The organism is Brevibacterium sp. MGP-B1, from assembly GCF_057766545.1.
The window spans coordinates 2,846,946-2,869,772 of the sequence record NZ_CM173407.1; the positions used below are offsets into that span (position 1 = coordinate 2,846,946).

Consider the following 22,827-nt stretch of genomic DNA (forward strand, 5'->3'; position numbering starts at 1 on the left):
TTGCCGACAACAGGAAAACGCTTCAGCTGATTCGGTGAGCACGACGGCACACCGTCCCAAATATTGTATGACAAAGCGAAACTTAAGGGAATCGGCTGCTCTTCTCCGCCGGCCGATCCCTCGGGCAGCCCGGCTGACTGCCGACGAGAGATCGGCGACGACGTCAGTCTTCGTAGCGGATTTCGACGCGACGGTTCTTCGCCCGGCCCTCGGGGTCGTCCTTGCCGTTCTTCTCGTTCGACTCGACGGGCTCGGACTCGCCTAAACCCTTTGCCGTCACGTCAAGGTCCGAGTCCTCCGAGGTGAGCACCTCGGCGACTGCCTTCGCGCGGTCTTCGGAGAGCTTCTTGTTGTAGTCGTCTTCGCCCTTGGAATCCGTATGCCCGCCGACCGTGATCTCGGAATCGGTCGGCAGATCCGTGACGAGCTCCTTGATCTTCTTCTTCGCCGTGTCGCTCAGTTCGGACGAGTCGAAGTCGAAGAGGATATCGGTGTCGAGCGTGACCACGGTATCGCCGCCACTGGCTTTGGTCGTTTCGACATCCTCGATGCCTTTGTCCAAATCATAGATTTCCGGTTCGAGTTCGACGATGCTGTTGTCGATCTGCGACTGGTCGGGACCGGTGAAGTCATCCGGCGTCGGGGCATTTCGGTTGGCGATGTCATGCGAAGTCACTGAGTCTGCGAACGCGAATGCGGATGGGCCCGCGACGACAATGCCGGCAGCCAGAATCACCGCTGCAGGACCGACGGCTGCCGGCTTCACGAGATCTTCACTCCGGTGGCGAGGTTCATACCGTCGACGACCGAGACTTCAACCTCGTCGACATCCGGCGGCGGGGCCGCGAAGACGGCGAAGGCATAGTGGGTCTGGCCGGGTTTGAACTTCGTCTGTTGGACATTCGTCTGCGCTCGCTGCGGGAACTTATCCAACACATTGTGCTTGCGCAGGTTCTGCGAGTCCACAAGGAACGTGCCCAGCTCCCACCAAGATAGCCGTAGAGATCGTCGCCGTCGTCATCCTCGTCGCTCTGATCAGAGTTCACGGTGAACGCGAACTGCGCCACGACAGTTTCGCCCTGACGTTTCAGAGGAAACAGCTCGACAGTCATCGTCGCTTTCTCGTCGCCGTCAACGGCGGCGGGAATCTCCTGGGAGGCGACAGGATCGGGGAGATCATTCGGGTCGAGGCCGGCCGCCTCGGCGGATCCGGATTCACCCTTCGAACCTGCGGCCTCACCTGACTCCTGCGCGGCACCTTGGGTTTCGGTGCCCTCGGCGTTCTGCTCCTCTGTGTCATCTCCGGACGAGCAGGCGGTCAGGGTCAGCGCCAGAGCGGCGGCGGCAGCGGACAGAGCTGTCCTGCGGATCAGGGGCATAGCGATGGGAGTTCTCCTCAGTACTCGCCGGAGCAGCATCTCTGCTGGTGAGCTCCGGTGACGCGGGGTCGGACGCGGATCAACTTACCCCGGACAGGTGAACTTTCACTACATCGAACGTAAGTCGAAACGAACAAAGGCGTCGGCACTCGCGGGCAAACGCGATTCTGTGGGAACGCCAAAACCCCTGCGCCCGAATTCTCATCGGATCGCAGGGGTTCTGCCTCACGCGGAGCCGGTGGGATTTGAACCCGATTGAACGCCCAGACCGGCAGGCGATCGGCGGAATCTCGGGGCTTGGCAACATCGGCGGGTGGTCTGGCTATTCCCAGATGTGCCCAAATTGTGCCCACGAAGTGCCCGCCACCATAGCTACACCCCCCTGTCAGACTCGAACTGATTCAGCGCCCCATATCAGCGGCTCGATCCGCTAGTTTTCGCGGATTCCTGGCACGTGGGGATTGTGTGGATTGGGCAGAATGTGGGCAAAGTGTGGGCACGGAATGGGCACACCCTCTCCCCCACCCACGTCTTTCTCAATAACGAAACAGCAACTAACCACGTAGTCGCGCGCTCGGGTATCACGGACGGGCCTAGGATCCGGGAAGGCGACACTTCACCGCACAGGAGAAACCATGGGACCAATAGCAGCACTCGTCATCTGGGCGCTCAGCCTTGTCATCCTCATCTTCGTCATCGGCGCCGGCGTGCGCGTCGGCATGCGATGGTCACGGATCGACGAACGCAAAGAGCAGGAGGCCCGCAATCAGCCTGCCTACCGAGACGGACAATCCGTCTTCAACTACAAGCCAAACAAGAAGTTCAAATAGGCACGAACACTAGACCGACTTCCCCTGCCACCACACGTCGTTCGGCATCAGCCATACACCGATCGTCTGCACGCGGCGGTCTTTGATCTCGACGAAGATCGCCCCGTCGAACCCCAGCCGAGTCGCCGTACCGTCGAGCCACACTTCACCGTCTCGTTCGAACACGACACGAGCACGTACCGGGACGGTCGGACGGCTCTGGAACGAACCGCGGGCACCGGCGTCATTGAGGACCTTCTGCCAGTACCGCCAGGTCGCGGTTCCATAGTCCTCAGTCATAGTTCGATTATGAAGCTAGTGCGTGACACAGGACGCTTCCGCCGCATGCGCAGACATAACGAAAGCATCACGGGGGTGTGGGATTTCCCGGTTCTCGACAACCACACGAATAGTCTTGATGACCATGCTCGACTCCTCGAAACTACATCCCCTCGCCCCACGCATCCGGCGTCAGTTTCCCCACAAAGGACTCCTCCCGGAAGGCCGCCACTATGCCTTGACGTGGGGCATCGCGTACGAATTCGGTGGAATGACAACAGTCGTTCTGGACAGAAGCTCAGCGTTTGCACGCCAAGACAATCGGCGAGTCGAGATCCTGACATTGAGCCCGGAAATGAAAACACAGGACCGGGACAAGGAACTCCACGCAGAGAAGCGAATTGACCGGCGGGTGAAGATCCGCAACCTGTGGAAAGACCTGACGAGCTGGCCGGATCGGAAGTTACGGCGAATGGTCGGCACGCTCGACGTCGAGGAAGGTGCGATCGACGACGCAATGCCTCGGACCGAGGACGATTGGTCTGAGTACCGTAAAACAGACGACGGAGTCCTTCTGCAAGCCGACCGCTACCACGACCGTGGCCACCTGCTCGTCATAGACAGACTAGACATGGGCAAGCGGGGGAAACGCAGCGGGCGACGGATCACACTGTTCGATCGGCAGCAGAATATTATCGGCCAGTGGCCGACCGCCCGAGCGTTCTATCATGCATGGCTTGACGTCGTCTTCGACGAGAAGCCCACCTACCTAATATCGGACTCTTCGTTCACCGGGGCGCTCATCCACGACTACCGTCGCGACAACGTCATCCTGTGCCAGGTGATGCACAACCCGTTCCTACAAGATCCACGAGACCATATCCACGGTGAACTGTCTCGGGGAAAGTCGGAATTCCTCAAACATCTCGATTCGTTTGACCTCGTGACCACACTGACCGAGCAGCAGCAGATCGACATGGCAAATGCTGGGCTTTCGGCGGGCCGATTGAGAACCGTCTCGAACCTCACCGCTGACCTGCACGGAGATCCGACAGCTCCCCGCGACCGGCACCGTGGTGCCATGATCGCTCGTCTCGCCGAGCAGAAGCGTGTCGAGGACGCAGTACGGGCAATCAGCACAGCCGTTTCCAGAGACCCGAGCATCCGTCTCGACGTGTACGGCGACGGAACCGACCGGACAATGCTTGAGAAGCTCATCGACGGTCTCGGAGTGAAACGCTCTGTGGTCCTCCACGGCCACACACCGGGAGCAAAGCAGGCCTTCCACACAGCCTCGTTCAGCCTCCTCACGAGCCGCTTCGAGGGTCAGGGCCTCGTGATCCTCGAAAGCATGTCTGCTGGGTGCATTCCGATCGCCTACGACATTGCCTACGGTCCGGGAGACATCATCGAGGATGGAGTCAACGGGTTCCTTGTCCCTCCTGGCGACACGGAGGCGTGTGCAGCTACGATCCTGCGCTTCGCGGACATGAGCGAAGGCGAGGTCGAGAAGATGCGGCGCGCTGCTATCGCTCGAGCCGCTGACTATTTTGAGCGGCCCATCGTCCAGAGGTGGGGTGAAGTCCTCGCCGAGAAAACCTTCGACCCGATCATTCAGCTGGACAATTCGCACGCGGGTATCTCCTCAGCGTCTGTCAGAGATGACTCGATAGTCATGGACATCAACGTGCATGGAATCGGGGACGCAACCCCCGACAGTCTGTTTGTCTCGTGGAGTTCCCGGGCCGGTGCCTACTTCGGCAGAGTCCACGCAACACTCGCTGGCCACAGAGCGCATGCGGCGATTCCCACCTCTCGTCTCGCAGCCATTCCGCCGGGCCTCGTCGATATTTCTATTGACTTGGTCCATGGACGCAGTTTCAACCGTGTGCGTCTCGCAAGCGACAATTCGGCAATCACGAATGAATCCGAATCGGTGAGCTTGTACACAACGGCTCATGGAAACCTCAGCGCACGCATCCTCGCTGCCTCAGGGAGCCCGTGCAAGGCCTAGAAACGACGAACGACCCCGGACTCACCATGAGGTGAGACCGGGGTCGAGCGTCCGGGGACGCATCTAGTCGGGGAACTAGGTGGGGTCGATGATACTCCGTTCAGTGCCGGGGCCGGTAGCCGTCCGGCGGTGGAGTGTCATCGATTTCGGCGGCGGCGAGCGCGTCGAGGGTTTCATCATCTGCCGGCCCTTCGGGATCAGCGTCGTCGTTCGCTTCCGAGACGATGATAGGTTCTGGGTCCTCTTCATCCGCGAGGCCCTCGGGTTCCGCGTCGTCTCCGTCTGCGACTTCCTCCTGCATGATGTCGTCGACGGGGATCACCTCGTCAGCGTCAGCCCCTGCCCAGTCTCCGAAGGTGAGTTCGGTGGGGGCTGCGCCTGCACCGATCTTGCGGAGGGCCTTCTCGACAGCGGGGATTGCCATGATGCGTGCGATCGCGCCGGCACCGGCGGCGAGGACGGTGGCCACGAGGAGCAGCTTGGTCCGTGCTTCGTCGGGGAGGAACGCGCCGAGGTCTTCGTCGATGATGTTGAGGATCTCGGGCAGGGCGAGGAACACGGGGTAGGCGAATAGTGCGACCTGCAGGACTGTGCGCAGTGCTGACCGCCAGGGGTGTTCGGTTTGGGTGGCGGAGGCGTTGTCGGTGGTGATGACCTTCATGGTGGGTGCCTTTCAGTCTGCGAGGACGTGGTGTTTGGTGTATTCGACGACACAGGTGTCGCCGGATACGTTCTTAACGACGACGTAGAGGCGGAGATCGCCTTTGTGCTTCGGGCTCATCCCGATCTTGTCGACCAACGGCACGGCAACGTGCACGTCCGCACCGCCGGCGCGGCCGTGCACTGTGACTCGGGGGTAGTTGTAGCGGGAGTAGGTTTTGCGAGCGGTCTTGACGTATTCGCCGAGGCGGAACCAGACCTCTGCGACTTGGCCTTCTCTCAGACCGGAGACGCGAAGGTGCTCGTCGACGAGGACGGTCTCTCCCTTCTTGACTGAGCAGAGGAACTTGTTGGCGTCCTTCTGCCGGGTCCGGAGTGTGATCTCCTTGCCCTTGGTGACCTTCTGGTTCTCGGTGCGGGAGTCAGCTGTTTTGAGTGCCATGCCAAACAGTCCTTTCGTTTCGGTGGGTTGGGGTGCGGTTCCGCCTTGTGCGAGTCGCACGATTTCGGGGATCTGGGAGATGCGTTTCTTGCCGGGGCAGACTTTCCCGGCGTACTTCGACCACTGGTAACGGGTGCCTCGTAGCGAGTTGGGGAGTTCGTTTCCTGGGACTCCCATGGCGTGATAGCCGATGCCGTGGTCGCGGACGGTCTTCATCTGCTGGATGGGGATGTCGTGGGTCTGACAGGCCCAGACGATGATCTTCACGATCGCGGCGATCTGCTTCGAGTTCCAGTACGGGACGTTGTCGCCGGCGGTGTTCCAGCGGCCGAACGAGCCGCCGTAGTCGGCGGTCTCGATGCTGATGACGTGGCCGGATCCGAGGTAGTTAGCGTCCGCGGTGTACTCGGTGTCGACCCACTGGTAGATCTCGCCGTGTTCGCCGACTCCGAAGTGGGATTCGGTGCCGACGGTTCCGTCCTTCTGGAACATGCTGTCGGTGCCTGCGAGGCTTCCGACCATGGTGTGCAGACACACGCCCTGGTAGGACTTCATCAGACCCTGTCGCGCTTGGTTTGCGAGGAGCCGATTCGTGGCTCCGGGCATCATGGCCATTACTGTCTCCTTGAATGAGGACAGCCCCGCGATTACGGGGCTGTGGTTGGTGCAGTCGTAGGTGCCGCCTGTTGAGCTCGACATGGGCCGGTGACTGTCACCGAGGTGCCGTCGGTGAACTCGAACAGCCAGTCACCGGAGCTGGTGCAGGTGACGTCCTGGATGCCTCGGCCTGCCTTGCCGTCGGCGCCGGGGCTTCCTGTGTCTCCCTTGTCGCCCTTGGGGCCGGGCGGGCCAGTGTCACCCTTTTCTCCCTTGCTGCCGGGATCACCCTTGCTCCCGGGCGCCCCGGCGGGGCCGGGCACTTTCGAGTCCTTGCCGGGCGCACCAGCCTGGCCTGCAGGGCCGGGCACAGTTGAGTCCTCACCCGGCTTGCCCTGCCCGCCGGGGATGCCGGCCGGTCCGGGAATGTTGGAGTCGTCCCCGTCCTGGCCGGGTTTGCCTGCAGGGCCGGGCACGGTGGAGTCTTGGCCAGGCTCGCCTTTCACCCCGCGAGGCCCGGGTGGACCCGCTGGACCAGGCAGGGACGGTTTTACGTCCTTCTTCACCTGGTTCGCTTTGGTGCAGATGTTGCGTCCGTTGACCTTCACCTCACCATTCGCGCATGCTTCGGCCACTTGGTCGGCGAGGGCGTTCGCGTTCTGTGATGCGTCTTCGGCTTCCTGCCGTGTCGAGTACTGCGCCCACATTGACCAGGCGGCGAAGAACACCAGCAGCAGGAGTCCGACCGCGATTGTCCACCGGGGCGGGAACTCTCGGTCGCGGCGGTTATCGTGTCTGTTCTTCACGGTGCACCGTCCTCTCGCCGTTGGACGTTTCGCAGCTGGTCTTCGAGAGCGATACGGCGAGCTCGCTCTTGGTCGCGTTCCGATTCAGCGGCGATACGTTTCGCTTTCTCATCGAGCAGCGCAGACCGTAGGTCCGCGTTGTCTCTCTGTTCGCGGTCGATGTCCTCGCGCAGTTCTGCGCGGCGTTCGGCGTTGAACTTGCGGTCGGAGAGGAAGAACCACGCTGCGACTGCGACGATGCCGCCGGGTCCGCCGTAGGTGGTGAGGAACGATGGGATATCCACACGTGGTTGCCCTCCTAGACGATGTTGCCGTTGGCGTCGACAGTGGAGTCGGTGGCGCCGTTGTAGATCGACTGATCACCCGTGATCTTGGGCCGGATGATGTTGTCGGCGACGCGCACCGCAGCGCACGAGCTCGTTACGTAGATCGCGGGTTTCGTGTTCGACGGGCGCATGTCGGTGATGACATTCGCGGATATTTGGACGCGTGTTGCACCGGAGACTGCAGTGATCGCTGATGACGCGTCGGTGCCGTTGGGGGCGAGTCCTTGCACGGAGTTGAGCGTGTTTCCCGTGATGATCGTGCCCGTACCTGCATCGATGACGATTCCGTGACTCGATGCTCCTTTGAGGTGGTTGCCCGTAAGGGTGATCCGGTCCCCACTTACACTGGAAATCATCATGAGGCAGGATGTGGCCACACAGTCGCGGACGGTCGCATCCGTGTACGCGAGGAGCTTCACTGCGGGGCCACGGCACTGGTCGAACGTGCATCCGTCGATGAGGACTCCGGTGTGCCGTTTCCCCGCCAACTGTGTATGCGACCCGATCGCGGACCCGATGCCGATGTCGGCCGGGTTGTCGGATCGTCCGAACACGCATGACCGGATCGTGATGTCACGGCAGGGTGTACCGTCGTCGGCACCGATGATCGTCGACCCCGGATAAGCCATGTCAAGTTGGATCGCTTCGTTGCCGGCGGTGCCCGTCGCATCAATGTAGCCGCGGAAAATGCAGTCGGTGATGAGTGCGTGTTGCGTGGAATTGAGCTCGATGTGGTGGGATTGGGCGACATCGCGGAATTCAGCGCGTTCCACGACGACGTTCGATGAGTGCGCGAGATGCATGATGGAGGCTTTCGACGGGAACTCGGCCCCGTTGCCGTCCCAGATGCCTCCGGTGATGCGAATGTTCCCTGCGCCGTTGTAGCCGGTGGAGGTGTCGATGCCTTGGATTCCGTTGGCCAGCAGGTAGTCGTCGGATGAGCGGATGATGTGGGCGCCGGGTTCGGCTTCTAGCCAGGTTCCGGCGCGCAGCAGCAGTTTCCCAACCCCGATCCGGTAGGTGCCTTTGGGGATGATGACGTGCGCACCGTAGGGGTTGGAGTCGATCGCGGCCTGGAATGCTTCACGATCATCTTTGATGCCGTCCCCTACTGCCCCGAACGCGGTGACGTCGGTGCGGATCTTCGTCGCCGTGTTGAACGCATGGTCCGCGGACTGTTTGGCCTCAGTGGAGGCCGCCAGTGCGTCCCCTGACTGGGTGATCGCGGTCTGTGACCGGGCGACTGCTTCTGCCACGATGACCGAGAGCCGATCGGAAGTGACCATCCACCGGTCGCCGTATCCCCTATCGAGGTAGAGGACCGTGTATTGGTCGGAGGCTTGGAACCGGATCCGCCCTTGATCGGGACCGCTGCTCGGATTGGATTCGACGACACCGGGCAGGGGCTGGCCCCCACTGTCGCGGAGGTCGGTGATCCTGGTTCCGCCGATCTGCTGGGACCACACTTGCAGGGTGATGCCGCCGACAATGTTGCCTTGGTCATCAGTGGTGACGTCAGCGGGGGAACTGCCGAAGAAGATGTAGGCCATGTGTCACTCCTGGATGAATGAGAACGCGAGTCGTACGTAGTGTCCGTTGGCCACGGTGGCCTGGCTGTGGAGGTCGGTGAACATGATCGCCCCGTGGTAGTAGAGGTCTGCTGTGCCGGCGGTGAGGTACGCACGAGCAATTCCCGGGATGCTGAAGTCAGTCTGTTGCGGTCGGAATTGTGGTGGGACGTCGAGGATCTTCACGTCCGCGATGTTCCCGCCCGCAGAGGCAGTGATGTCGTCGCCGGTGCGGGTGACTTGGGCACGGATGTCGATGACACCGTTGCGGTTGATGCCGCCGATACGGTCGATCGTCCACCCGGATGCCGCCACGAATCCTTGCGTCACCCACCCTGTGGATCCGTACACCTGCTCCCATTCGGTGGGGCCGGGTCCGGTTTTCATCCAGATCTTCTTCGACGGTCCCGCCACGCACAGGGATGAAGCTGGGGCGTCCGCGTATTTCGAATCACGGTCAGCTTCGTCGATGGCGGGCAGGATGAGTTTCGGGTCCATGTTCATGACGAGGGCCATCATGTCCGCGGCCGCTGCTGGTGCGTCGGATCCGGACGGGTACGGGATTTTCGAGAGCGGGGTGTTGGGCATGGTGGGCTCCTCGGTGGGTATGAGAAGAGCGCCCACACGGTGGACGCTCGAGTGATTGGGTGTGTGGGGTTAAGTGCTGATCAGCGGAACGTGATTTTCAGTTGGCCGCACCCTGCGGTGGCGATGAGGTACGTGGAGTTCGCCACCCCAGCACTGATGCCGACACCTTTCGAGGCACCTGATGCGAGGCGGGCCGCCTGGGAGGCGGGGATCGTCATCCACTTCGACGCCCCGAAACCGAGCCCGGCACCATCCCACCTGTTCGTCAGGGTCGGTGTGGTCTTCGGTGCGGAAGTTTCGTCGTGCAAACCGAGCTTCGGTTTCACCTTCTTCGACGTGCCGTGATACTTCGAGGTGCGGGCCACACGGATCTGCATGGTGTCCACAGTTTTCCCGGCGCAGGCGTCGGCGATGCGGTTGCCGAACGTCCAGATCGCCGCCCACGGTTTCGGGTAGTCCGGGGACGCCCCCTGGGCGAATCGTTGCGAGTCCTTCCGACCCGACCGGTACCCTTGCCGACCTGATGGGTCGAGGGTGACGGGTTTCGGTTTCGACTTCCGCGGCGGGTCACCCGGACCCGGTGCGGGGCCTTCCCCGATGAGTCCGTAGATCGCGCCGTCTTTCATGAAGATCGAGTTCACTTGCACGAAATCACCGGCAGGGAGTCCGTCGCCGAAGGACACGTCAACGGTTTCTGGCTGTTCGGGTTCGACGGGTCCCCCGATTTTGTCCATGACCCGCCACCCTGCTGCATGGTTGAGGACGAGCACCACGTCCCCCTCAGCTCGAGGGTTGTAGGAGACGTTCGCGGGAACATCGTTGATGATCGCCTCACCCCACTGCAGGTTGACTGTGCCCGATTCCTGCACACTGTCGACCTGCATGATTTGGAAGGGACTCATTTGTCGTTCGACTTCGGCGCGGATGAGGGCGGCGAGGTCGTTCTCTGCGTTAGTCAAAGGTGCCTTCTCCGTAGTCGTCTTCGTCGGCTTCCAACGTGATCCGGCCGCCCGCGGGCGAGGTGGTGGCCCTGGTTTGCAGGGCCATGGTGCCGCCGGTCAGTGGGTAGGTGATGGAGTCGATGATGTGGTTTTCGTCGTGCCCGTCGGGCATGGTCACGGTGATCACGTCGTCAGGTTCCAAGGCGTAATTGAGCAGGGTGGACACGGACACTTTCTGGGCTAGGCCGAGGCGGGGTGCCAGGAGTGCGAGTGCTGCTGATTGGCATTGCGCGAACGTGGTCAACAGTTTCGACGTGTAGAACAATGGCACTGCACCGAATGGCCCCTTGAAGTAGGTGGGGCTGACTGGGTCGTCGTCGGATGCGATCGCGGGACCGACTGGGGGTTGCCCGTTCTCGGTAGCTCCGGAGGCAACGATCTGGTTGTACACGCCCTCCCGCGACAGTGTCTGCTGTGGTTCGACCAGGGCACCTCCGGGGCCGGCCTGGAGCGCCCAGACTGGTGTGTCTTCGAGGGTGGGGACGGGGGCTGCGACGAAGGATCCGCGGGAGTCGCAGAACACCCGACCACCGAGGGACTTGGCAATGGACGGGTCGCGGGAGCGTCCGTCGATGAGGCCCCACCGGTCTTTTTCCTCGACGAGTTGCGGGACGAGGGAGTCACCGAGTCGCCAGGAGATGCCGATTTCGGGTAGGACTTCCTTGATGAGTTTGCGCACCCAGTATTCGCCGGGGCCGATGTCGAGGGAACGGGGTGTGTGGAACCGTTCGTCCTGCACCTGAGCCTCGAGTGACAGTCCGTCCACCTGTGCGCGTCCGGGCCGGAGTCCTGCCTGGGAGACTTCTTCGACTCGGTACACACCAAGTGGCACGGTCTCGACGGTGTGGCGGTCGTAGTGCATACGCATGAACACGCGGATCCGGGCACCGTATGGGGATAGTCCCCGACGGCCTATGTCTGCTCCGGAGATGATGAGGCCACGGGCGGTCCAGCGGACTTGTGAGGTGGAGGCGGCGGTGATGGACCCGTCGTGCAGGGTCAGGTCGTGCCAGGTGTTTCCGCGATCAGGTGACCATTGCACGACGGGTTCATACCGTGCCAGCGAGAGCGCTTCGAGCCATCGTTGGGAGACAGGGAACATGGGTGCCTCCTTATGGTTCGAGCAGCTGATTGTACGAATCGACGGTGGCCGCCAGCTGGTCGTAGGTGGTCCAGTCGCGGGCCACCGTGTCGTACGACAAGCCCGGGATACGCAACGGCGAATCGGTGGTGTCGGGGCGGTCGATCTGGATGACGTCCCACTGGTATCGCCGCCATGGCCATCCGTCCCAGTGGACGTGTTCGAGGTCGAGTTTCCCGCGGATGAAGTAGAAGTCCGGCAGACCTGCACAGGCCGGGAATTGCGCGAGGACTGGGCCTTCGTCCAACAGGGCCTTGAGTTGTTCTTCGACGTCCTTCTCTCGCACGAGGGACCTGAGTTGGGTGGTGAACCCTTCGAGCACATCCCAGGTTGCGGCGGGGCGGGGTGCCCCTGCAATGCTGGTGGTGTCGACTCGGCCGTCGTAGGACAGGTCTGGTGGTTCGACTTTCAGCAGCATGGCTTTGTCGGGGTCGGTGACGGGTTTCAACCATGCCCATCCGTCGGTGAGTGCGGGGATGACTGCGCCGACGTATTCGGAGGGTGTGCCTTCGGTGCCGTCGAAGCGGATGGGGACGGCTCGCCAGAGTGTGCCGCCGCCGAGTGTGGCTTCGTGGTCGTAGGCGTGCGCGTACCCGCCTGGCGCCCAGGCTGGGTTGCCAGAGCGGACAACGGTGCTGTCCTGCCGTTCGAAACGCACCTTCGCCACCGTCGAGCCGTGTCCGGGGACGAACGGTTTCGCCGGGGTGTACTCCTCGGATGATCCGTCGCTGGCATAGCGATAGCGCTTCTTTCCAGAAGCACCCGTAGATCCGTCGAAGTAGGTGGCAATAGCGGCGAGCGCTTCGGCTTCCGAGTTGGCGACCACGGCCATCGCCTGAGTCATCCACCATTTACGCCCAGAGGCCGCAGTCCCTCGGAACGAAAACCTTGGAGTGATGAGCGTAGCGCCTTCCCAGACTGGAAAGGCGCCATAGACCCTCTCTCCGGCCGAGGAAGCGACACCTCCCACGGTGTTGTATTTGTAGCCCTGCCCGGGGACACTCCACCGGAACTGAAACAGGCTATCGCTGTTGTCGTTAGAGGCGACAAGGGCGGCGAATGCCACCCACTGCCCAGGTTCGACCGCGAATGCTGGTGCGTCGATGTCCCCGTTGCCAGTCGATGCGGCTGGTGTGACTTCCAGCATCGGTCCCTGGTAACCGTTCCAGCGAGTTCCATCGGCCTGCACAGAGTTCAGTGTGTGCGTTGTCGGTGCGCGAACCCATGGGACGATTCCATCAGCGAATGACGGGTTGGAGATCATATTCCGTCGTAGTACCTTCTCCGGTTGTGCTGGGGTGTCTGGGACTGAATCATCGAAGTCAGCCCGCAGAAGCACCCCAGCATGCGCCGGATCCACAATCGCCGTCAGCCGCCCATCAGGAGACACCACCGGGTCAACCTCCGGCGGCCAAGAGAACCCCGGATCAACAACAATCGGCATCAGTGAGCCCTCCCAGCACCAACAGCAATGCCGCTGACGGTCGTAGAAATATGTGCTTGCATCTGTTTCCCATCCACCACCAACGACACCGGCACACCATCCAGAGCCGAGGCGAGCGCCTCGGGTGAGATCTCGGTTGCTTGGGTGATGAGCTTGGCTGAGGCTTCGTCGAGGGCGATGGAGCGTTGCTGTTTTGGGCGGAGCAGCTGGTTTTCGATGGAGACGGATTGCTGGTGTGGGATGACCTGCTCGCCGCCGCCGAAGTCGACGTACTCCCAGCCGGCCTCGCCGACCTTGTGCACGCCCTTTCGTGCCGACTTCGTGCCGTTGGCGTATCCGCCTCGGCGGTCGTATGCCTTGGCCAGTGATCCGTACCGTGCGAGGGCGTAGGACATTGAGGCGACGATGTTGGACATCGGGTCCCAGATGTCTTTGTTGTAGGGTGCGCGGGCGTAGGCGCGGAACGTGGGTGGGATGACCTGCATGAGGCCTCGTGAGGCCATGCCGGCGCGGGCGTTGGAGTCCCAGTTGTTGATTGCTCGCGGGTTGCCGCCGGACTCTTGGTTCATGCGGCGCAGGGTGCGGTTGACGTTGGAGAGCGGCTGGTTCATGAAGTTCAGCGCCGAGATGACCGTCGGCCGCCACCGCTCCACGCCGGCACCACCGGTGTCGCCGTCACCTTCGGCGAAGGTCTTCGCGTACTCCTTGGCCTGCTTGACGGACCCGGCGACGACCTTCTCCATGACACCGACACCGAGCTGCCCGGTGAGGGTGTTCCCGTCGAGCTTCTCGGAGTACTTCGCGATGAGTTCCTTGCCCTTGCGGCGTGCGGCCTTCTCGAGTTCCTTCGCGATGTCGCCGGAGTAGGAGATGTCGCCGAGGATGCCCTCGTCCATGGCCCCGCCGCCGACGGCCTTGCCGCGGTTGTCGGCGTGGAGGTGATCAAAGTGTCCGGCTGCTTTCCACAGGACGAACGCCCAGGGGAATGCCGCCTTGAACGCAGCCACGTTCGCGTCGAAGAACCGAGTCTCGATAGCGTTCTGGCCGCCGGGACCGTAGTTCACATCGATCGCGTCGCCGTTGTAGTGATGCGAGTTCGGAGAGTGAGTGCCGACTCGGCCCCAGTGCGGGTGTTCTCCGACTCGGGCGCCGCGCGCCTCCCACCACTTGCCGGCGGAGATGATGCCACCGCCGGCGTAGCCTTCGTCGCGGAACCGGTGCAATGGTTCACCGCGCAGCGCGGCCGCGTTGACCTTGTGGAGGCGTTCGCGCTCGTAGGGGTCGCGCATGGCTTCGGAGACGTACACGCCTTCGCCGGAGCGCATCGGGGTGAGCTGGTCGTCACCGGCAGAGTACGGGGTGAAGCCGGGGAGGATGCCGCCTCGAGCGAAACCGCCCTTGGGCTTCTTGACGCCGGTGAGCTTCACACCGACGGAGCCGAAGGACTTGTTGATCTCCTTCGCGAACGAGTTCAGCACATCGGCAGTGCTGTCGAGGGAGTTGCCGACGTCGCCGGGAACCTTCTCCATCGTCTTGTCGATGCCGGAACGCAGCCCGGAGAAGTTGGCTTTGCCGCCCTTCTCAATGGCACCGAACCCGGTGTCCGTGGTCTTGCCGAGGGTGGACAGCCGCGACGAGGCGTCCTTGTCCATGTTGCCCATCGTCTTATCGACCGACGTGCGCATGTCACCGACAGTCTTGCCCGTGTTCGTCTTAATCGACGACCACTCCGAAGACTGGGTGTCCTTCATCGACTTCAGATTCTTCGACTGATCGGCGGCCATGGTCTCGAGGTTCTTCACCTGGTTCGAAACCATCCCCGACAAAGCGGTCGACTGAGTGGTGCCCATCGTCGACATCTGAGTCGCAAGATCCAGACCCATAGCCGTGAGACCAGTGGTCATGGTGTCCTGCATGCCGGTCATCGCGGCCAGAGTGCCCTCCTGGCGGGCCAGCAGAGACGCATCCGTGTCCGCAGTCATCTGCAGATACGCGGCCTGCGTGAGAGCCTGCATCGACGTGAGCGCTTCCTCAGTCGTCGCGAGCGTGTCATCCCACGAACCACCAGCAACACCCATGTCACCGGCACTCATGTCGAACGACCCCGACGAGGCGAGCGCCGAGGTGTCGTCGAGTGTGGTGAAGTCGGTGGCGGAGCTGGTAGCCGGTTCGGTGCTGTACTCGGCGTTGAGGGGTCCGAACGCGGTGACGGGTGGGACTGCGGCGAGGCCGAGCTTCGCGGCGGTGTCCTGGATGCGGGTGATGCCGTCGAGGAGGCTGTTGTCGAGTCCGTCGACGGTGTCGATGCCGCGGGCGTACATGACGGTGGAGGGTGAGTGGATGCCGAGCGCCTTCTTGAGCGCGTTCTCCATGCCCTTGGCGATCTTCGTGATCGTCTTCTCGACAGCTTTCTGCTGGGATTCGAGTCCCTTCACCAGTCCGGCTGCGGCGTTGACTCCACCTGAGTAGAAGCCTTCAGTGACGTAGGCGCCTGCCTGGTCGGAGTACTTCGCGATGTCCTTATACGAGGCGTTGAGGGACTTCACGTCCCCACTGCCGCCGGCGAGGAGTTCCTGCGCCAGGGCCAGGCCTTCGTCGATGGATCCGGCCTGTGCGACTTCCTGCAGGATCGCACCCGAGTAGCCCTTCTTCGCGAGCTGCTTGAGCTTCTGGGCGAAGTCCTTGACCTTCGCCGCCGCAGTCGACGCCGAGGTACGGATGTGGCCGATGCCCGAGGTCTGCTGGAAGTTGCCGTCACCAGTGGAGACCAGCGACGAGCCTGACTCGAGTTCGAACGCTTTGTTCTGGATCGACGACGACACCGAGGACTGGATCTGCTTGAGCTCGTCGAGCTTGTCCTGTGCCTTCTCCGTCTTCTTCTCGAGCCGGTCCAGGGTGCCGTACAGCGACTTGAGGGACTTCTCGTACTGGCGAGCCTGGATGCCGGCAGTGCGGCGAGCGCCGCGGGAGAGGTCTGTGTTGTCGGCGAGGCCCTGCAGACGGTCGACTACGCCGTACGAGCTCGACAGGCCGCCCTTGACCTGTTCGATGACGTCACCACGGCGGACGTCGGTGCGCAGGTCGGTGCGGAGTTCTCCGACGCGGGCGCGGCGTTCCCGTTCTTCCTTCGCGCGTTGCTTCGCGGCCTTGGCTGCTTCCTCTGCGGCCTTCGCTTCGGCCTTGACGGCTTTGAGGTTCTTCTTCGCTGAGGCGAGTGCATCTTCTGCGACTCGGACTCGTTTCGAGGCGGAGGCTTTCGCGGACTTCGATTGTGCGTCCTGCTTGGCGCGGCGTGCGTTGCGGAGGTCGTCGGAGGCGAGGTCGACGCTGCGCTGGGCGGAGGGGATGCCGCCCTTGGCCATGCCGATTGCGAGGTTCGGCATGCGGCGGAGTGCTTCGAAGAGGATCTTCTTCGACCGTGCAGACCCGTCGAGTGGGATCCATGCTTCGTCGACGTCGTTGCGGTCGCCGGCGAATCGGATCTGTCCGGGTTTGACCATCTCGGCGACGTCCATGACTCCGCCGGCGGCCATGCCTTTGACGTCGATGCCGCCGTGGTAGCGGCCCATGGGGTTTCGGGAGTTATTGCCCTTGCTGTCGGTCTTTCCGCTCGAGGACTGCTTGGGGACCTTGGGGTCGAAGACCTTCTTGATGTTCTGGATCACCGTCATGGTGACGGTCGAGTGCTCCCGGAACCACTTCACGAACCCGTTGACGTCGTCCTTGGCCGGGTCTGTGTCGGCGTGGACAGACACGTTCGCCTTGTCGCCGTCGAGGTCCCGGACGGCCTTCTTCGTCTTATTCGTCTTCTTCGTCGCGGAGTCCGCGTTGGTCTTGACGTCAGTCTTCGCGTCTTCGGGAACGTTGAGGATCGAATCGGCGTAGAGCTCGGCTTCGTCCTTGCCCATTCCGAAGTTGCGGGCGGAACGGATGACAGCAGGGCGGAGCTTGTCGTCGATCTTCTTCTGGGCTTCTTCCGCCGACCCCGAGGACTCGACAATCTGGGCAGCCCAATCCCTGGCCGACGAAGTGAGACCATCCAGGGCGGCCTCGTTGTCGCGGCCCTTCTGAGTGGTGATGTCGAGGGTCTTGCCGTTCTTCTTCAACGCCTCATCTGCGTCGTCGAGAGCCTGCTCGAACTCACGTGCTGCCGATCGTTCGTCGAGGACGGTGGAGCCGAAGTTGCGGATCTCGTCAGCGAGGTCCTTGATCTTGTCCTCAGTGGTCTTCGCTTCCACGCCGAGGCCCTTGAGCTTCTCGGCCTGCTCGTCCGTAGTCGCACCGGCCTCGAGCATTTCAGGGGTGATCTCCCCCGTGGCGATTTTGAGCAGCGTCGCCTCGTCCGTGGCCAGGCCTGCAGCGGACGCAATGTTCGTCAGGTGGTCCTTGTACTGCGGGAACTGGTCGAACGTGTCCGCGAACTCGGTACCGGCGGCGTGGGCTTCCTCAGCGATCGCACGGAACCCGTCCTGCGCCGAATCGAGGGCACCACCGCTGGACAGGCCGACGAGAGCCTGGTCGGCGTTCTCGATGTTCTGGGCGATGATGTCGAACTGGGACCCGTCGTAGAAGTCCATCGTCTTGTTGAACCCGAACCACTTCGAGTTCGCTTCGCTGATCGCGTCACCCCACCCAGTGACGTTGTTGCCCCACTGGTCGAACTTCGCGAACCCTTCATTGGCGCCCTGCCAGATCGAAGGGTCGAGGATCGTGTCTTTGAGGTCTTTCCGGGTGCTGTTCTGCAGCTCAACGATCGCGGCCGTCATCTTCTCCGACGACGTGGCCGCCTTGTCCGCGTCATCAACGAACATGTTCAGCACAGTCGCGGTGCCACCGATCACGGCGACCGCGATACCGCCAGCCTTCGCAATGTCCTTGAGACCACCAGACAGGCGAGGATGTTCCTTGTTGAGCGTCTTGAACCCATCAATGACGTCGAACACGCGCGGGGCGAGGGTGAGGAACCCGCCCGCGGCGAGCGCGGCGGTGCCGCCCATGATGCCGAGGCCGGCGCCGAGTTCGCGGACGGGTTGCGGGAGGTCTCCGACCCAGCGGGCGAAGCCTGCGACACCGTCGGCGGCGTCTGCGACCTTGGGGAGGAATTCGTCGCCGAACGTGATCGCTGCGTCCTTGACTGCGTTGCCGGCGATGCGGACGCGGGACTCTGCTGTGTCGTAGCGTTTGTTCGCTTCCTCCATGAGGGCGATACCGCGGGAGTATTCCTCGTTGCCGGTGGCGAGCGCGTCTTTGAGGACGTCGGATGCTCCGGAGAGGCGGAGGAGTGCGTCGGATTCGCGGATGCCGGTGATGCCGAGGTCGGAGAGGGTCTTATTGACGTTCTCGCCGGAGGACTGGGCTTTGCCGAGGCCGGCAACGAACTCGGTGAGAGCTCCTGCTGCGTCGTCGCGCCAGGCGGTGGAGAACTCCTGGGAGGACATGCCGGCGGTGCGTGCGAATTCGTCGACGGACTTGCTGCCGTCGGCGACGGAGTTGCCGATCTTCTTCATCACCATGGAGATCGCGGTACCGCCGGCCTCGGCGTCGATGCCGACAGATGAGAGGGCGGTGGCGAGGCCGAGGACGTCGCCTTCGGTCATTCCTGCCTGTCGGCCTGCGCCGGCGATGCGCATGCCCATTTCCACGATTTCGCGTTCCGTGGTGGCGAAGTTGTTGCCGAGACCGACGACGGAGGCGCCGAGGCGGCCGATGTCCTTCTGGTTGGTTCCCATGATGTTCGAGAACCGGGCGAGGGAGGTGGCTGCCTCTTCTGCGGAGAGGTTCGTCGACTCGCCCATGTTGATCATGGTCTTCGTGAACGCGAGAACGTTGCCGGTCTTGATGCCCAACTGGCCGGCGGCCTCTGCGACGGCGGCGAGCTCCGTAGTGGAGGCGGGGAGTTCGTTTCGGGCGAGGCTACGCAAACCGCTTTCCAGCGCCGACATCTGCCGCTGTGTGCCGTCGACGGTCTTCGTGACACCCGCCCAGTCGGACTCCCACGTCATGGCGGCCTTGCCAGCCATACCAAAGCCGACGGACACGGCGGTGCCGAACCCGAGAGCGGCAGCACCGAGAGCTGACCATGCCTGAGGATGTGCCTTGGCTGAGGCTTCCAGCTTCGCGAGACCCACTCGCGCCTTGGAGACGCCATTGCGTTCGAGGTCCTGCATGGCACGCTGTGCCTGGCGGGACCCGGTGACGATTCCGTTGGAATCGAGAGTGAGTTTCCACGCTACGGAACGATCAGCCAAGGGGCACCTCCTCAGTGGTTGCGACGGTCAGGGTTTGATGGATGCGGACCACACGAGCGCTTCCGGATGCTCGTACTCGTTGTCCTTCTGGAACTGCTTGAGCGCGGTCGTGGCATGACACCTCGACGGTGGGTTCGCGACGAACCGGTTCGCGTTCTCCGCTGCTTGGCAGATCTCCTTCGGATACCCGCAGATCGGGCAGATACCCGCCCGGTACTCGGCGAGGGAGAGCATCCAGTTACGTTGCGCTTCGTCCCACTCGGGTTCGGCCTGGGACGAGAGAAGCCGACCATCGTCGTCGTAGACATAGGTGATGGTCGGCTCCCAGCCGTTGAAGCGTTTGACGCTGACGCCGAGGCGTTCAGCAGCTTCGACCTCGGCTCTTAGCTCCGGCTCACGGCGGAGGCGCTCTGTGAAAAAGGGACCGACGTGGCCCTCTGATTCAGGTTGAGCACCGCGGTGGAGAAGTCCGCGTACTGGGCGTCCGTGATCTCAGCGGACTCGGCTTCCCAGTCATCGCCGGTGAAGTCGATCTTCTCCTTCGAGTTCTTCCACCAAGCGGCGACGATCGACCTCGGGATGACCTCTTCACCGAACGTGTCCGTGTTGAAGCCGAGCGCCGCATCGACGTCGTTGTCCTCACGAGGCGGGTGCTTCGCAGTAATCTCGGCGTACTCAGTGCGTTTGAGGGCCTGCAGCTTGATGCAGACGGTGGAGTCTTCCATCTGCTTCTCGATGTCCTGCACCTTCTTCGCGGCGGCGCGGATCTCCTTCGAGTACGGGTTGTTCATCCGGTCAGCCGCAGACTGAGTGCGATTGAGGTGGGCGAGCTCGTCACTGGCAGCCTGGTGCTCAGCGAGCAGACCGAGGTTGGTGACGAGTTCGACGACGGACGTGGGGCGAGTGGTACCAAACTTCGACATGATTCTCTTCTCCTGTTTTCTCCTGTGATGGGTGGGGTGGGGCCTGGCCCCGCGTGGACAGGAGAATGAGCCACGCGGAGCCAGGGGTCGGGGATGCGTCAGGCAGCCAGAGCCACGTCGGTCTGCACGTCCGCGAAGATGAACTGCGGAATCGTGGACCGGGTGACCGAGTTCGCCTCAGGTGCCAGCACCTGCTTCTCACCAGCAGTGGCCGGGTAGATGGACACCTTCTGATCGGCGGCGAACGGTTCCTCGTAGGCGACGCCGATGCGCTCGACGAAGTAGCCGGAGGCTCCCTCGACGATCGTTTCGACAGCCTCGTTGGAGTCCGCGGCGTTCTCCGAGTTGGTGTTGTCGATGACGGTGATCGACAGGCCCGGAGTCTTCCGGCCGGGGCGACCGAACTCCTGGCGGGAGCACAGACGCGGATCCGGGATCGTCGCCTGCTCCTTCGTGGGGTTCCAGCCGTCACCAGTCAGGTAGCAGCTGATGTCGAGTGCACCAGCGGCTTCGAGCTCAGCAACGGTCGGAGCCTTCGTGTCCGCGATAGCCGGGACCCAGACGACCTTGAAGTTGCCGTCTGCCGGCGTCGATGGAATTTCAGCCATGACATGGCCTCACTTTCTTGAGTTGGCCCGAGCCGGCATCGACTCAGGGATTGCATGGGCCTCAGCGGTTGCCTTGGCCGGGGCGTCTTCCACCTCGGTGGTTTCAGACGGACCCTGCTCGACGGCGGGCGCCGGCCGGGCAGGGACGTGATGTTTCGGCGGTCGCGGATTGCGAGCGCGCGGGTAACGGTCGGAGTTGACCAAGGTGAAGGTCTTCCCGATCCGGGGATCGGTCTCTGGCACGTCGAACTGGTGGCCAGTCGATTTGTCCTTCACGCGGACGAAATAGGGCATGAGCGCCTCCGGGTATGCGAAAGGCCCCACCGATCGGTGAGGCCTTGTGGGTGTGGTCGGAATCAGGCCCTGGCGGCCGTGAGATCCCACTCGACAACGGTGTAGACCGGGTGTCGGTTCGCCGAAGTCAGAGTGATCGAGTCGTCCTCGACGATGTCGCGGACGTTGAGGCGACGCAGCGGCGACACCGACCACCCGTCCGCGATCGGGCGAGCGCCTTCGAGGAGCGGGTCGAGTTTGTCGGCGACGATGCGCACCGAGGTGAACGTGATGCCAGCGATGGTGACGCTGATGCGGACGCGTTGGGCGTGGCGGGTGCCACCGAGGGAACGTGAGAGGGTGTTCGGGATTTGAATGCGTGCGACTGTCCAGGGAAGCGCGTCCTCGACGTACTGGCCGTTCTCATTCGGCTTCACAGCCTCGAACAGTGTTCCGGTGGGGAACAGCTGCTCGATTGCGTCAGAGAGGGCGAGGATGCTGCTCACAGTGCGTCTCCGAGCTTCTTCAAGTGCTCGTCGATGACGGTGAGTTCACGTTCGACTGGTTCGTCGAAGTCGAGAGATCCGCCGCCACCGTTCGCGCCGCCGAAGTAGGCGATGTTCGCGATCGGTCCTGGCTTGTTTGGGCGGCCGGGTCGACCGCCGGCGTAGGCGCGTTCCTTGTCGGGTCCGATCTCGATCTCGGTGGTGTCGCGGCGCCGGATCGTTTCGTAGCTGATCGACTTGGCGACCTGGCCGAAGTGCTTTGATTTTCTAGCTTCGGTCTGCAGATTCTTCTTGATCTCGACAGCGCCTTTGACCAGCACGGCTGACGCTTGCGAACGCACATCGGTGTCGAACTTGCTGATCGCGTCGAGGAGCTTCTGTGTTTCTGAGGTGTCCAACGGCATGGTGTTCCTCCTCAGTCAGCGATGTAGTCGACGAACACGCGGTAAGCAGTGGCGAACGTCTTGAACGGTGCCTCCTGCGTGATGCGGAATTTCCGACCCACGAGCAGCGGGTCCAGGCGGGAGCCGGTGATCTCGACAAAGTCGCCCACGTTGATCCGGTACGCACCGACGGGCAGGTGAACAGACATGCGCTGGACCGTCAGAGCAGTCCCGGCAGTGTTCTTCTCCTGCTCGTATCCTTCGTAGGACTGCAGCTTGCACCGCCCGGTGTAGACCTCGACGTATGCCGGCACCACCTTCCCGGTCTCCCGGTCGGTAACCTCTCCGGCCACGCGGCGGATGATGCACTGGTCCTTCATCATCTGCTCGGCTCGGGCACGGCCGGCCAGCAACGCTCCGGCGTCCATCACCACACCCACCGCTCTGAGAAGCCAGGGGTGAGTGGCATCCGGATGGTGAATGCCTCGGACCCGGCTGAGCTGCCGGGCGCTAGCTCTTCCCACTCGTCTTCGGTCGGCTTCAAGTCCGCGCGCGCGGCTTCCGACCCGAGACCGTAGGAATAGTCGTCGATGCGTTCGTTCTGCTTGCCGTCTGGGTTCTTGACCTTCCGGCCGACAATCTGTGCGACGATCTTCTTCACCAGTGCCGCATACACCGGATCCAAGGTCACACGTTCTGGAAGGTCTTCGATCCGAGACTGGATGGTGGCCTCCACGTCACTGATCCACGCGTTGACCTGGTCGACCTCTGCAGCGTCCGTGATCGGACGCCCGAGGCGAGTCTGCACGTCGTTGAGATTCGCGTAAGCCAT

Annotated in this window: 23 protein-coding genes; 2 read left to right on the forward strand and 21 right to left on the reverse strand. The window is 62.6% G+C overall.

The annotated features are described in order from the left end of the window. Positions 1-163: 163 nt before the first annotated feature. The gene (locus AC3CD9_RS13000) at positions 164-676 is read right to left on the reverse strand and encodes an OmpA family protein (protein WP_488364263.1); all 513 of its coding nucleotides are present in this window, start codon (positions 674-676) and stop codon (positions 164-166) included. Between the two features lie 86 nt (positions 677-762). Beyond that, positions 763-966, reverse strand: a complete 204-nt coding sequence (locus tag AC3CD9_RS13005; RefSeq protein ID WP_488364264.1) for a hypothetical protein — start codon at positions 964-966, stop codon at positions 763-765. Between the two features lie 1,048 nt (positions 967-2,014). Here AC3CD9_RS13005 and AC3CD9_RS13010 point away from each other — a divergent pair. Next, complete coding sequence (locus AC3CD9_RS13010; RefSeq protein WP_488364265.1) at positions 2,015-2,209, forward strand: hypothetical protein; 195 nt, start codon at positions 2,015-2,017, stop codon at positions 2,207-2,209. Positions 2,210-2,218: 9 nt separating this feature from the next. On the opposite strand, the gene AC3CD9_RS13015 is transcribed toward AC3CD9_RS13010, so the two are convergent. Then, positions 2,219-2,488, reverse strand: a complete 270-nt coding sequence (locus AC3CD9_RS13015; protein WP_488364267.1) for a hypothetical protein — start codon at positions 2,486-2,488, stop codon at positions 2,219-2,221. A 22-nt stretch (positions 2,489-2,510) separates the two neighbouring features. Here AC3CD9_RS13015 and AC3CD9_RS13020 point away from each other — a divergent pair, with 22 nt between their 5' ends. Then, entirely contained in the window at positions 2,511-4,481 is a 1,971-nt protein-coding gene (locus AC3CD9_RS13020; protein WP_488364269.1) for a glycosyltransferase, read from the forward strand. 100 nt (positions 4,482-4,581) lie between these two features. On the opposite strand, the gene AC3CD9_RS13025 is transcribed toward AC3CD9_RS13020, so the two are convergent. The 18 genes from AC3CD9_RS13025 to AC3CD9_RS13110 form a co-directional block, all read right to left on the reverse strand. Continuing rightward, the gene (locus tag AC3CD9_RS13025; protein WP_488364270.1) at positions 4,582-5,142 is read right to left on the reverse strand and encodes a hypothetical protein; all 561 of its coding nucleotides are present in this window, start codon (positions 5,140-5,142) and stop codon (positions 4,582-4,584) included. A gap of 12 nt (positions 5,143-5,154) precedes the next feature. After that, positions 5,155-6,198 carry a peptidoglycan recognition protein family protein gene (locus AC3CD9_RS13030; RefSeq protein WP_488364271.1) on the reverse strand — a complete coding sequence of 348 codons (1,044 nt, stop codon included), beginning with the start codon at positions 6,196-6,198 and terminating at the stop codon, positions 5,155-5,157. A gap of 32 nt (positions 6,199-6,230) precedes the next feature. After that, positions 6,231-6,986 carry a hypothetical protein gene (locus AC3CD9_RS13035; RefSeq protein ID WP_488364273.1) on the reverse strand — a complete coding sequence of 252 codons (756 nt, stop codon included), beginning with the start codon at positions 6,984-6,986 and terminating at the stop codon, positions 6,231-6,233. Continuing rightward, entirely contained in the window at positions 6,983-7,270 is a 288-nt protein-coding gene (locus AC3CD9_RS13040; RefSeq protein WP_488364275.1) for a hypothetical protein, read from the reverse strand. The genes AC3CD9_RS13035 and AC3CD9_RS13040 overlap by 4 nt, the downstream gene beginning before the upstream one ends. Positions 7,271-7,284: 14 nt before the next feature. Further along, positions 7,285-8,862: a right-handed parallel beta-helix repeat-containing protein gene (locus tag AC3CD9_RS13045; protein ID WP_488364276.1), complete on the reverse strand. Its 1,578-nt coding sequence runs from the start codon at positions 8,860-8,862 to the stop codon at positions 7,285-7,287. Positions 8,863-8,865: 3 nt separating this feature from the next. Next, positions 8,866-9,468: a hypothetical protein gene (locus AC3CD9_RS13050; protein WP_488364277.1), complete on the reverse strand. Its 603-nt coding sequence runs from the start codon at positions 9,466-9,468 to the stop codon at positions 8,866-8,868. 80 nt (positions 9,469-9,548) lie between these two features. After that, positions 9,549-10,427, reverse strand: a complete 879-nt coding sequence (locus tag AC3CD9_RS13055) for a hypothetical protein (protein WP_488364279.1) — start codon at positions 10,425-10,427, stop codon at positions 9,549-9,551. Then, a complete protein-coding gene (locus tag AC3CD9_RS13060; RefSeq protein WP_488364280.1) occupies positions 10,420-11,571 on the reverse strand; it encodes a DUF5047 domain-containing protein in 1,152 nt (383 codons plus the stop codon). Before AC3CD9_RS13060 ends, AC3CD9_RS13055 begins: the two co-directional genes overlap by 8 nt. Before the next feature lie 10 nt (positions 11,572-11,581). Continuing rightward, positions 11,582-12,454, reverse strand: a complete 873-nt coding sequence (locus AC3CD9_RS13065; RefSeq protein WP_488364281.1) for a hypothetical protein — start codon at positions 12,452-12,454, stop codon at positions 11,582-11,584. A 599-nt stretch (positions 12,455-13,053) separates the two neighbouring features. Beyond that, positions 13,054-19,302: a phage tail tape measure protein gene (locus tag AC3CD9_RS13070; protein ID WP_488364282.1), complete on the reverse strand. Its 6,249-nt coding sequence runs from the start codon at positions 19,300-19,302 to the stop codon at positions 13,054-13,056. A 27-nt stretch (positions 19,303-19,329) separates the two neighbouring features. Beyond that, positions 19,330-19,536: a hypothetical protein gene (locus tag AC3CD9_RS13075; RefSeq protein ID WP_488364284.1), complete on the reverse strand. Its 207-nt coding sequence runs from the start codon at positions 19,534-19,536 to the stop codon at positions 19,330-19,332. A 149-nt stretch (positions 19,537-19,685) separates the two neighbouring features. Continuing rightward, entirely contained in the window at positions 19,686-20,225 is a 540-nt protein-coding gene (locus AC3CD9_RS13080) for a hypothetical protein (RefSeq protein ID WP_167199496.1), read from the reverse strand. A gap of 98 nt (positions 20,226-20,323) precedes the next feature. Further along, entirely contained in the window at positions 20,324-20,833 is a 510-nt protein-coding gene (locus tag AC3CD9_RS13085; RefSeq protein ID WP_488364285.1) for a phage tail tube protein, read from the reverse strand. Between the two features lie 9 nt (positions 20,834-20,842). Continuing rightward, positions 20,843-21,127 carry a hypothetical protein gene (locus AC3CD9_RS13090; protein WP_488364286.1) on the reverse strand — a complete coding sequence of 95 codons (285 nt, stop codon included), beginning with the start codon at positions 21,125-21,127 and terminating at the stop codon, positions 20,843-20,845. A gap of 62 nt (positions 21,128-21,189) precedes the next feature. Beyond that, entirely contained in the window at positions 21,190-21,612 is a 423-nt protein-coding gene (locus AC3CD9_RS13095; RefSeq protein ID WP_488364288.1) for a hypothetical protein, read from the reverse strand. Further along, positions 21,609-22,016 (reverse strand): hypothetical protein, encoded by a 408-nt coding sequence (locus AC3CD9_RS13100; protein ID WP_488364289.1) that lies wholly within the window; start codon positions 22,014-22,016, stop codon positions 21,609-21,611. The genes AC3CD9_RS13095 and AC3CD9_RS13100 overlap by 4 nt, the downstream gene beginning before the upstream one ends. An 11-nt stretch (positions 22,017-22,027) precedes the next feature. Beyond that, positions 22,028-22,423 carry a DUF6093 family protein gene (locus AC3CD9_RS13105; protein ID WP_488364292.1) on the reverse strand — a complete coding sequence of 132 codons (396 nt, stop codon included), beginning with the start codon at positions 22,421-22,423 and terminating at the stop codon, positions 22,028-22,030. Continuing rightward, positions 22,423-22,827 carry a Gp19/Gp15/Gp42 family protein gene (locus tag AC3CD9_RS13110; protein ID WP_488364293.1) on the reverse strand — a complete coding sequence of 135 codons (405 nt, stop codon included), beginning with the start codon at positions 22,825-22,827 and terminating at the stop codon, positions 22,423-22,425. The genes AC3CD9_RS13105 and AC3CD9_RS13110 overlap by 1 nt, the downstream gene beginning before the upstream one ends.

Coding starts and splice junctions, on each gene's coding strand:
- AC3CD9_RS13065 (WP_488364281.1), bottom strand. CDS start 12,454: ATGACTCAGGCGATGGCCGTGGTCGCCAACTCGGAAGCCGAAGCGCTC.
- AC3CD9_RS13075 (WP_488364284.1), bottom strand. CDS start 19,536: ATGCTCTCCCTCGCCGAGTACCGGGCGGGTATCTGCCCGATCTGCGGG.
- AC3CD9_RS13110 (WP_488364293.1), bottom strand. CDS start 22,827: ATGGCTTACGCGAATCTCAACGACGTGCAGACTCGCCTCGGGCGTCCG.
- AC3CD9_RS13015 (WP_488364267.1), bottom strand. CDS start 2,488: ATGACTGAGGACTATGGAACCGCGACCTGGCGGTACTGGCAGAAGGTC.
- AC3CD9_RS13025 (WP_488364270.1), bottom strand. CDS start 5,142: ATGAAGGTCATCACCACCGACAACGCCTCCGCCACCCAAACCGAACAC.
- AC3CD9_RS13085 (WP_488364285.1), bottom strand. CDS start 20,833: ATGGCTGAAATTCCATCGACGCCGGCAGACGGCAACTTCAAGGTCGTC.
- AC3CD9_RS13030 (WP_488364271.1), bottom strand. CDS start 6,198: ATGGCCATGATGCCCGGAGCCACGAATCGGCTCCTCGCAAACCAAGCG.
- AC3CD9_RS13100 (WP_488364289.1), bottom strand. CDS start 22,016: ATGCCGTTGGACACCTCAGAAACACAGAAGCTCCTCGACGCGATCAGC.
- AC3CD9_RS13045 (WP_488364276.1), bottom strand. CDS start 8,862: ATGGCCTACATCTTCTTCGGCAGTTCCCCCGCTGACGTCACCACTGAT.
- AC3CD9_RS13105 (WP_488364292.1), bottom strand. CDS start 22,423: ATGGACGCCGGAGCGTTGCTGGCCGGCCGTGCCCGAGCCGAGCAGATG.
- AC3CD9_RS13060 (WP_488364280.1), bottom strand. CDS start 11,571: ATGTTCCCTGTCTCCCAACGATGGCTCGAAGCGCTCTCGCTGGCACGG.
- AC3CD9_RS13080 (WP_167199496.1), bottom strand. CDS start 20,225: ATGTCGAAGTTTGGTACCACTCGCCCCACGTCCGTCGTCGAACTCGTC.
- AC3CD9_RS13010 (WP_488364265.1), top strand. CDS start 2,015: ATGGGACCAATAGCAGCACTCGTCATCTGGGCGCTCAGCCTTGTCATC.
- AC3CD9_RS13090 (WP_488364286.1), bottom strand. CDS start 21,127: ATGCCCTATTTCGTCCGCGTGAAGGACAAATCGACTGGCCACCAGTTC.
- AC3CD9_RS13050 (WP_488364277.1), bottom strand. CDS start 9,468: ATGCCCAACACCCCGCTCTCGAAAATCCCGTACCCGTCCGGATCCGAC.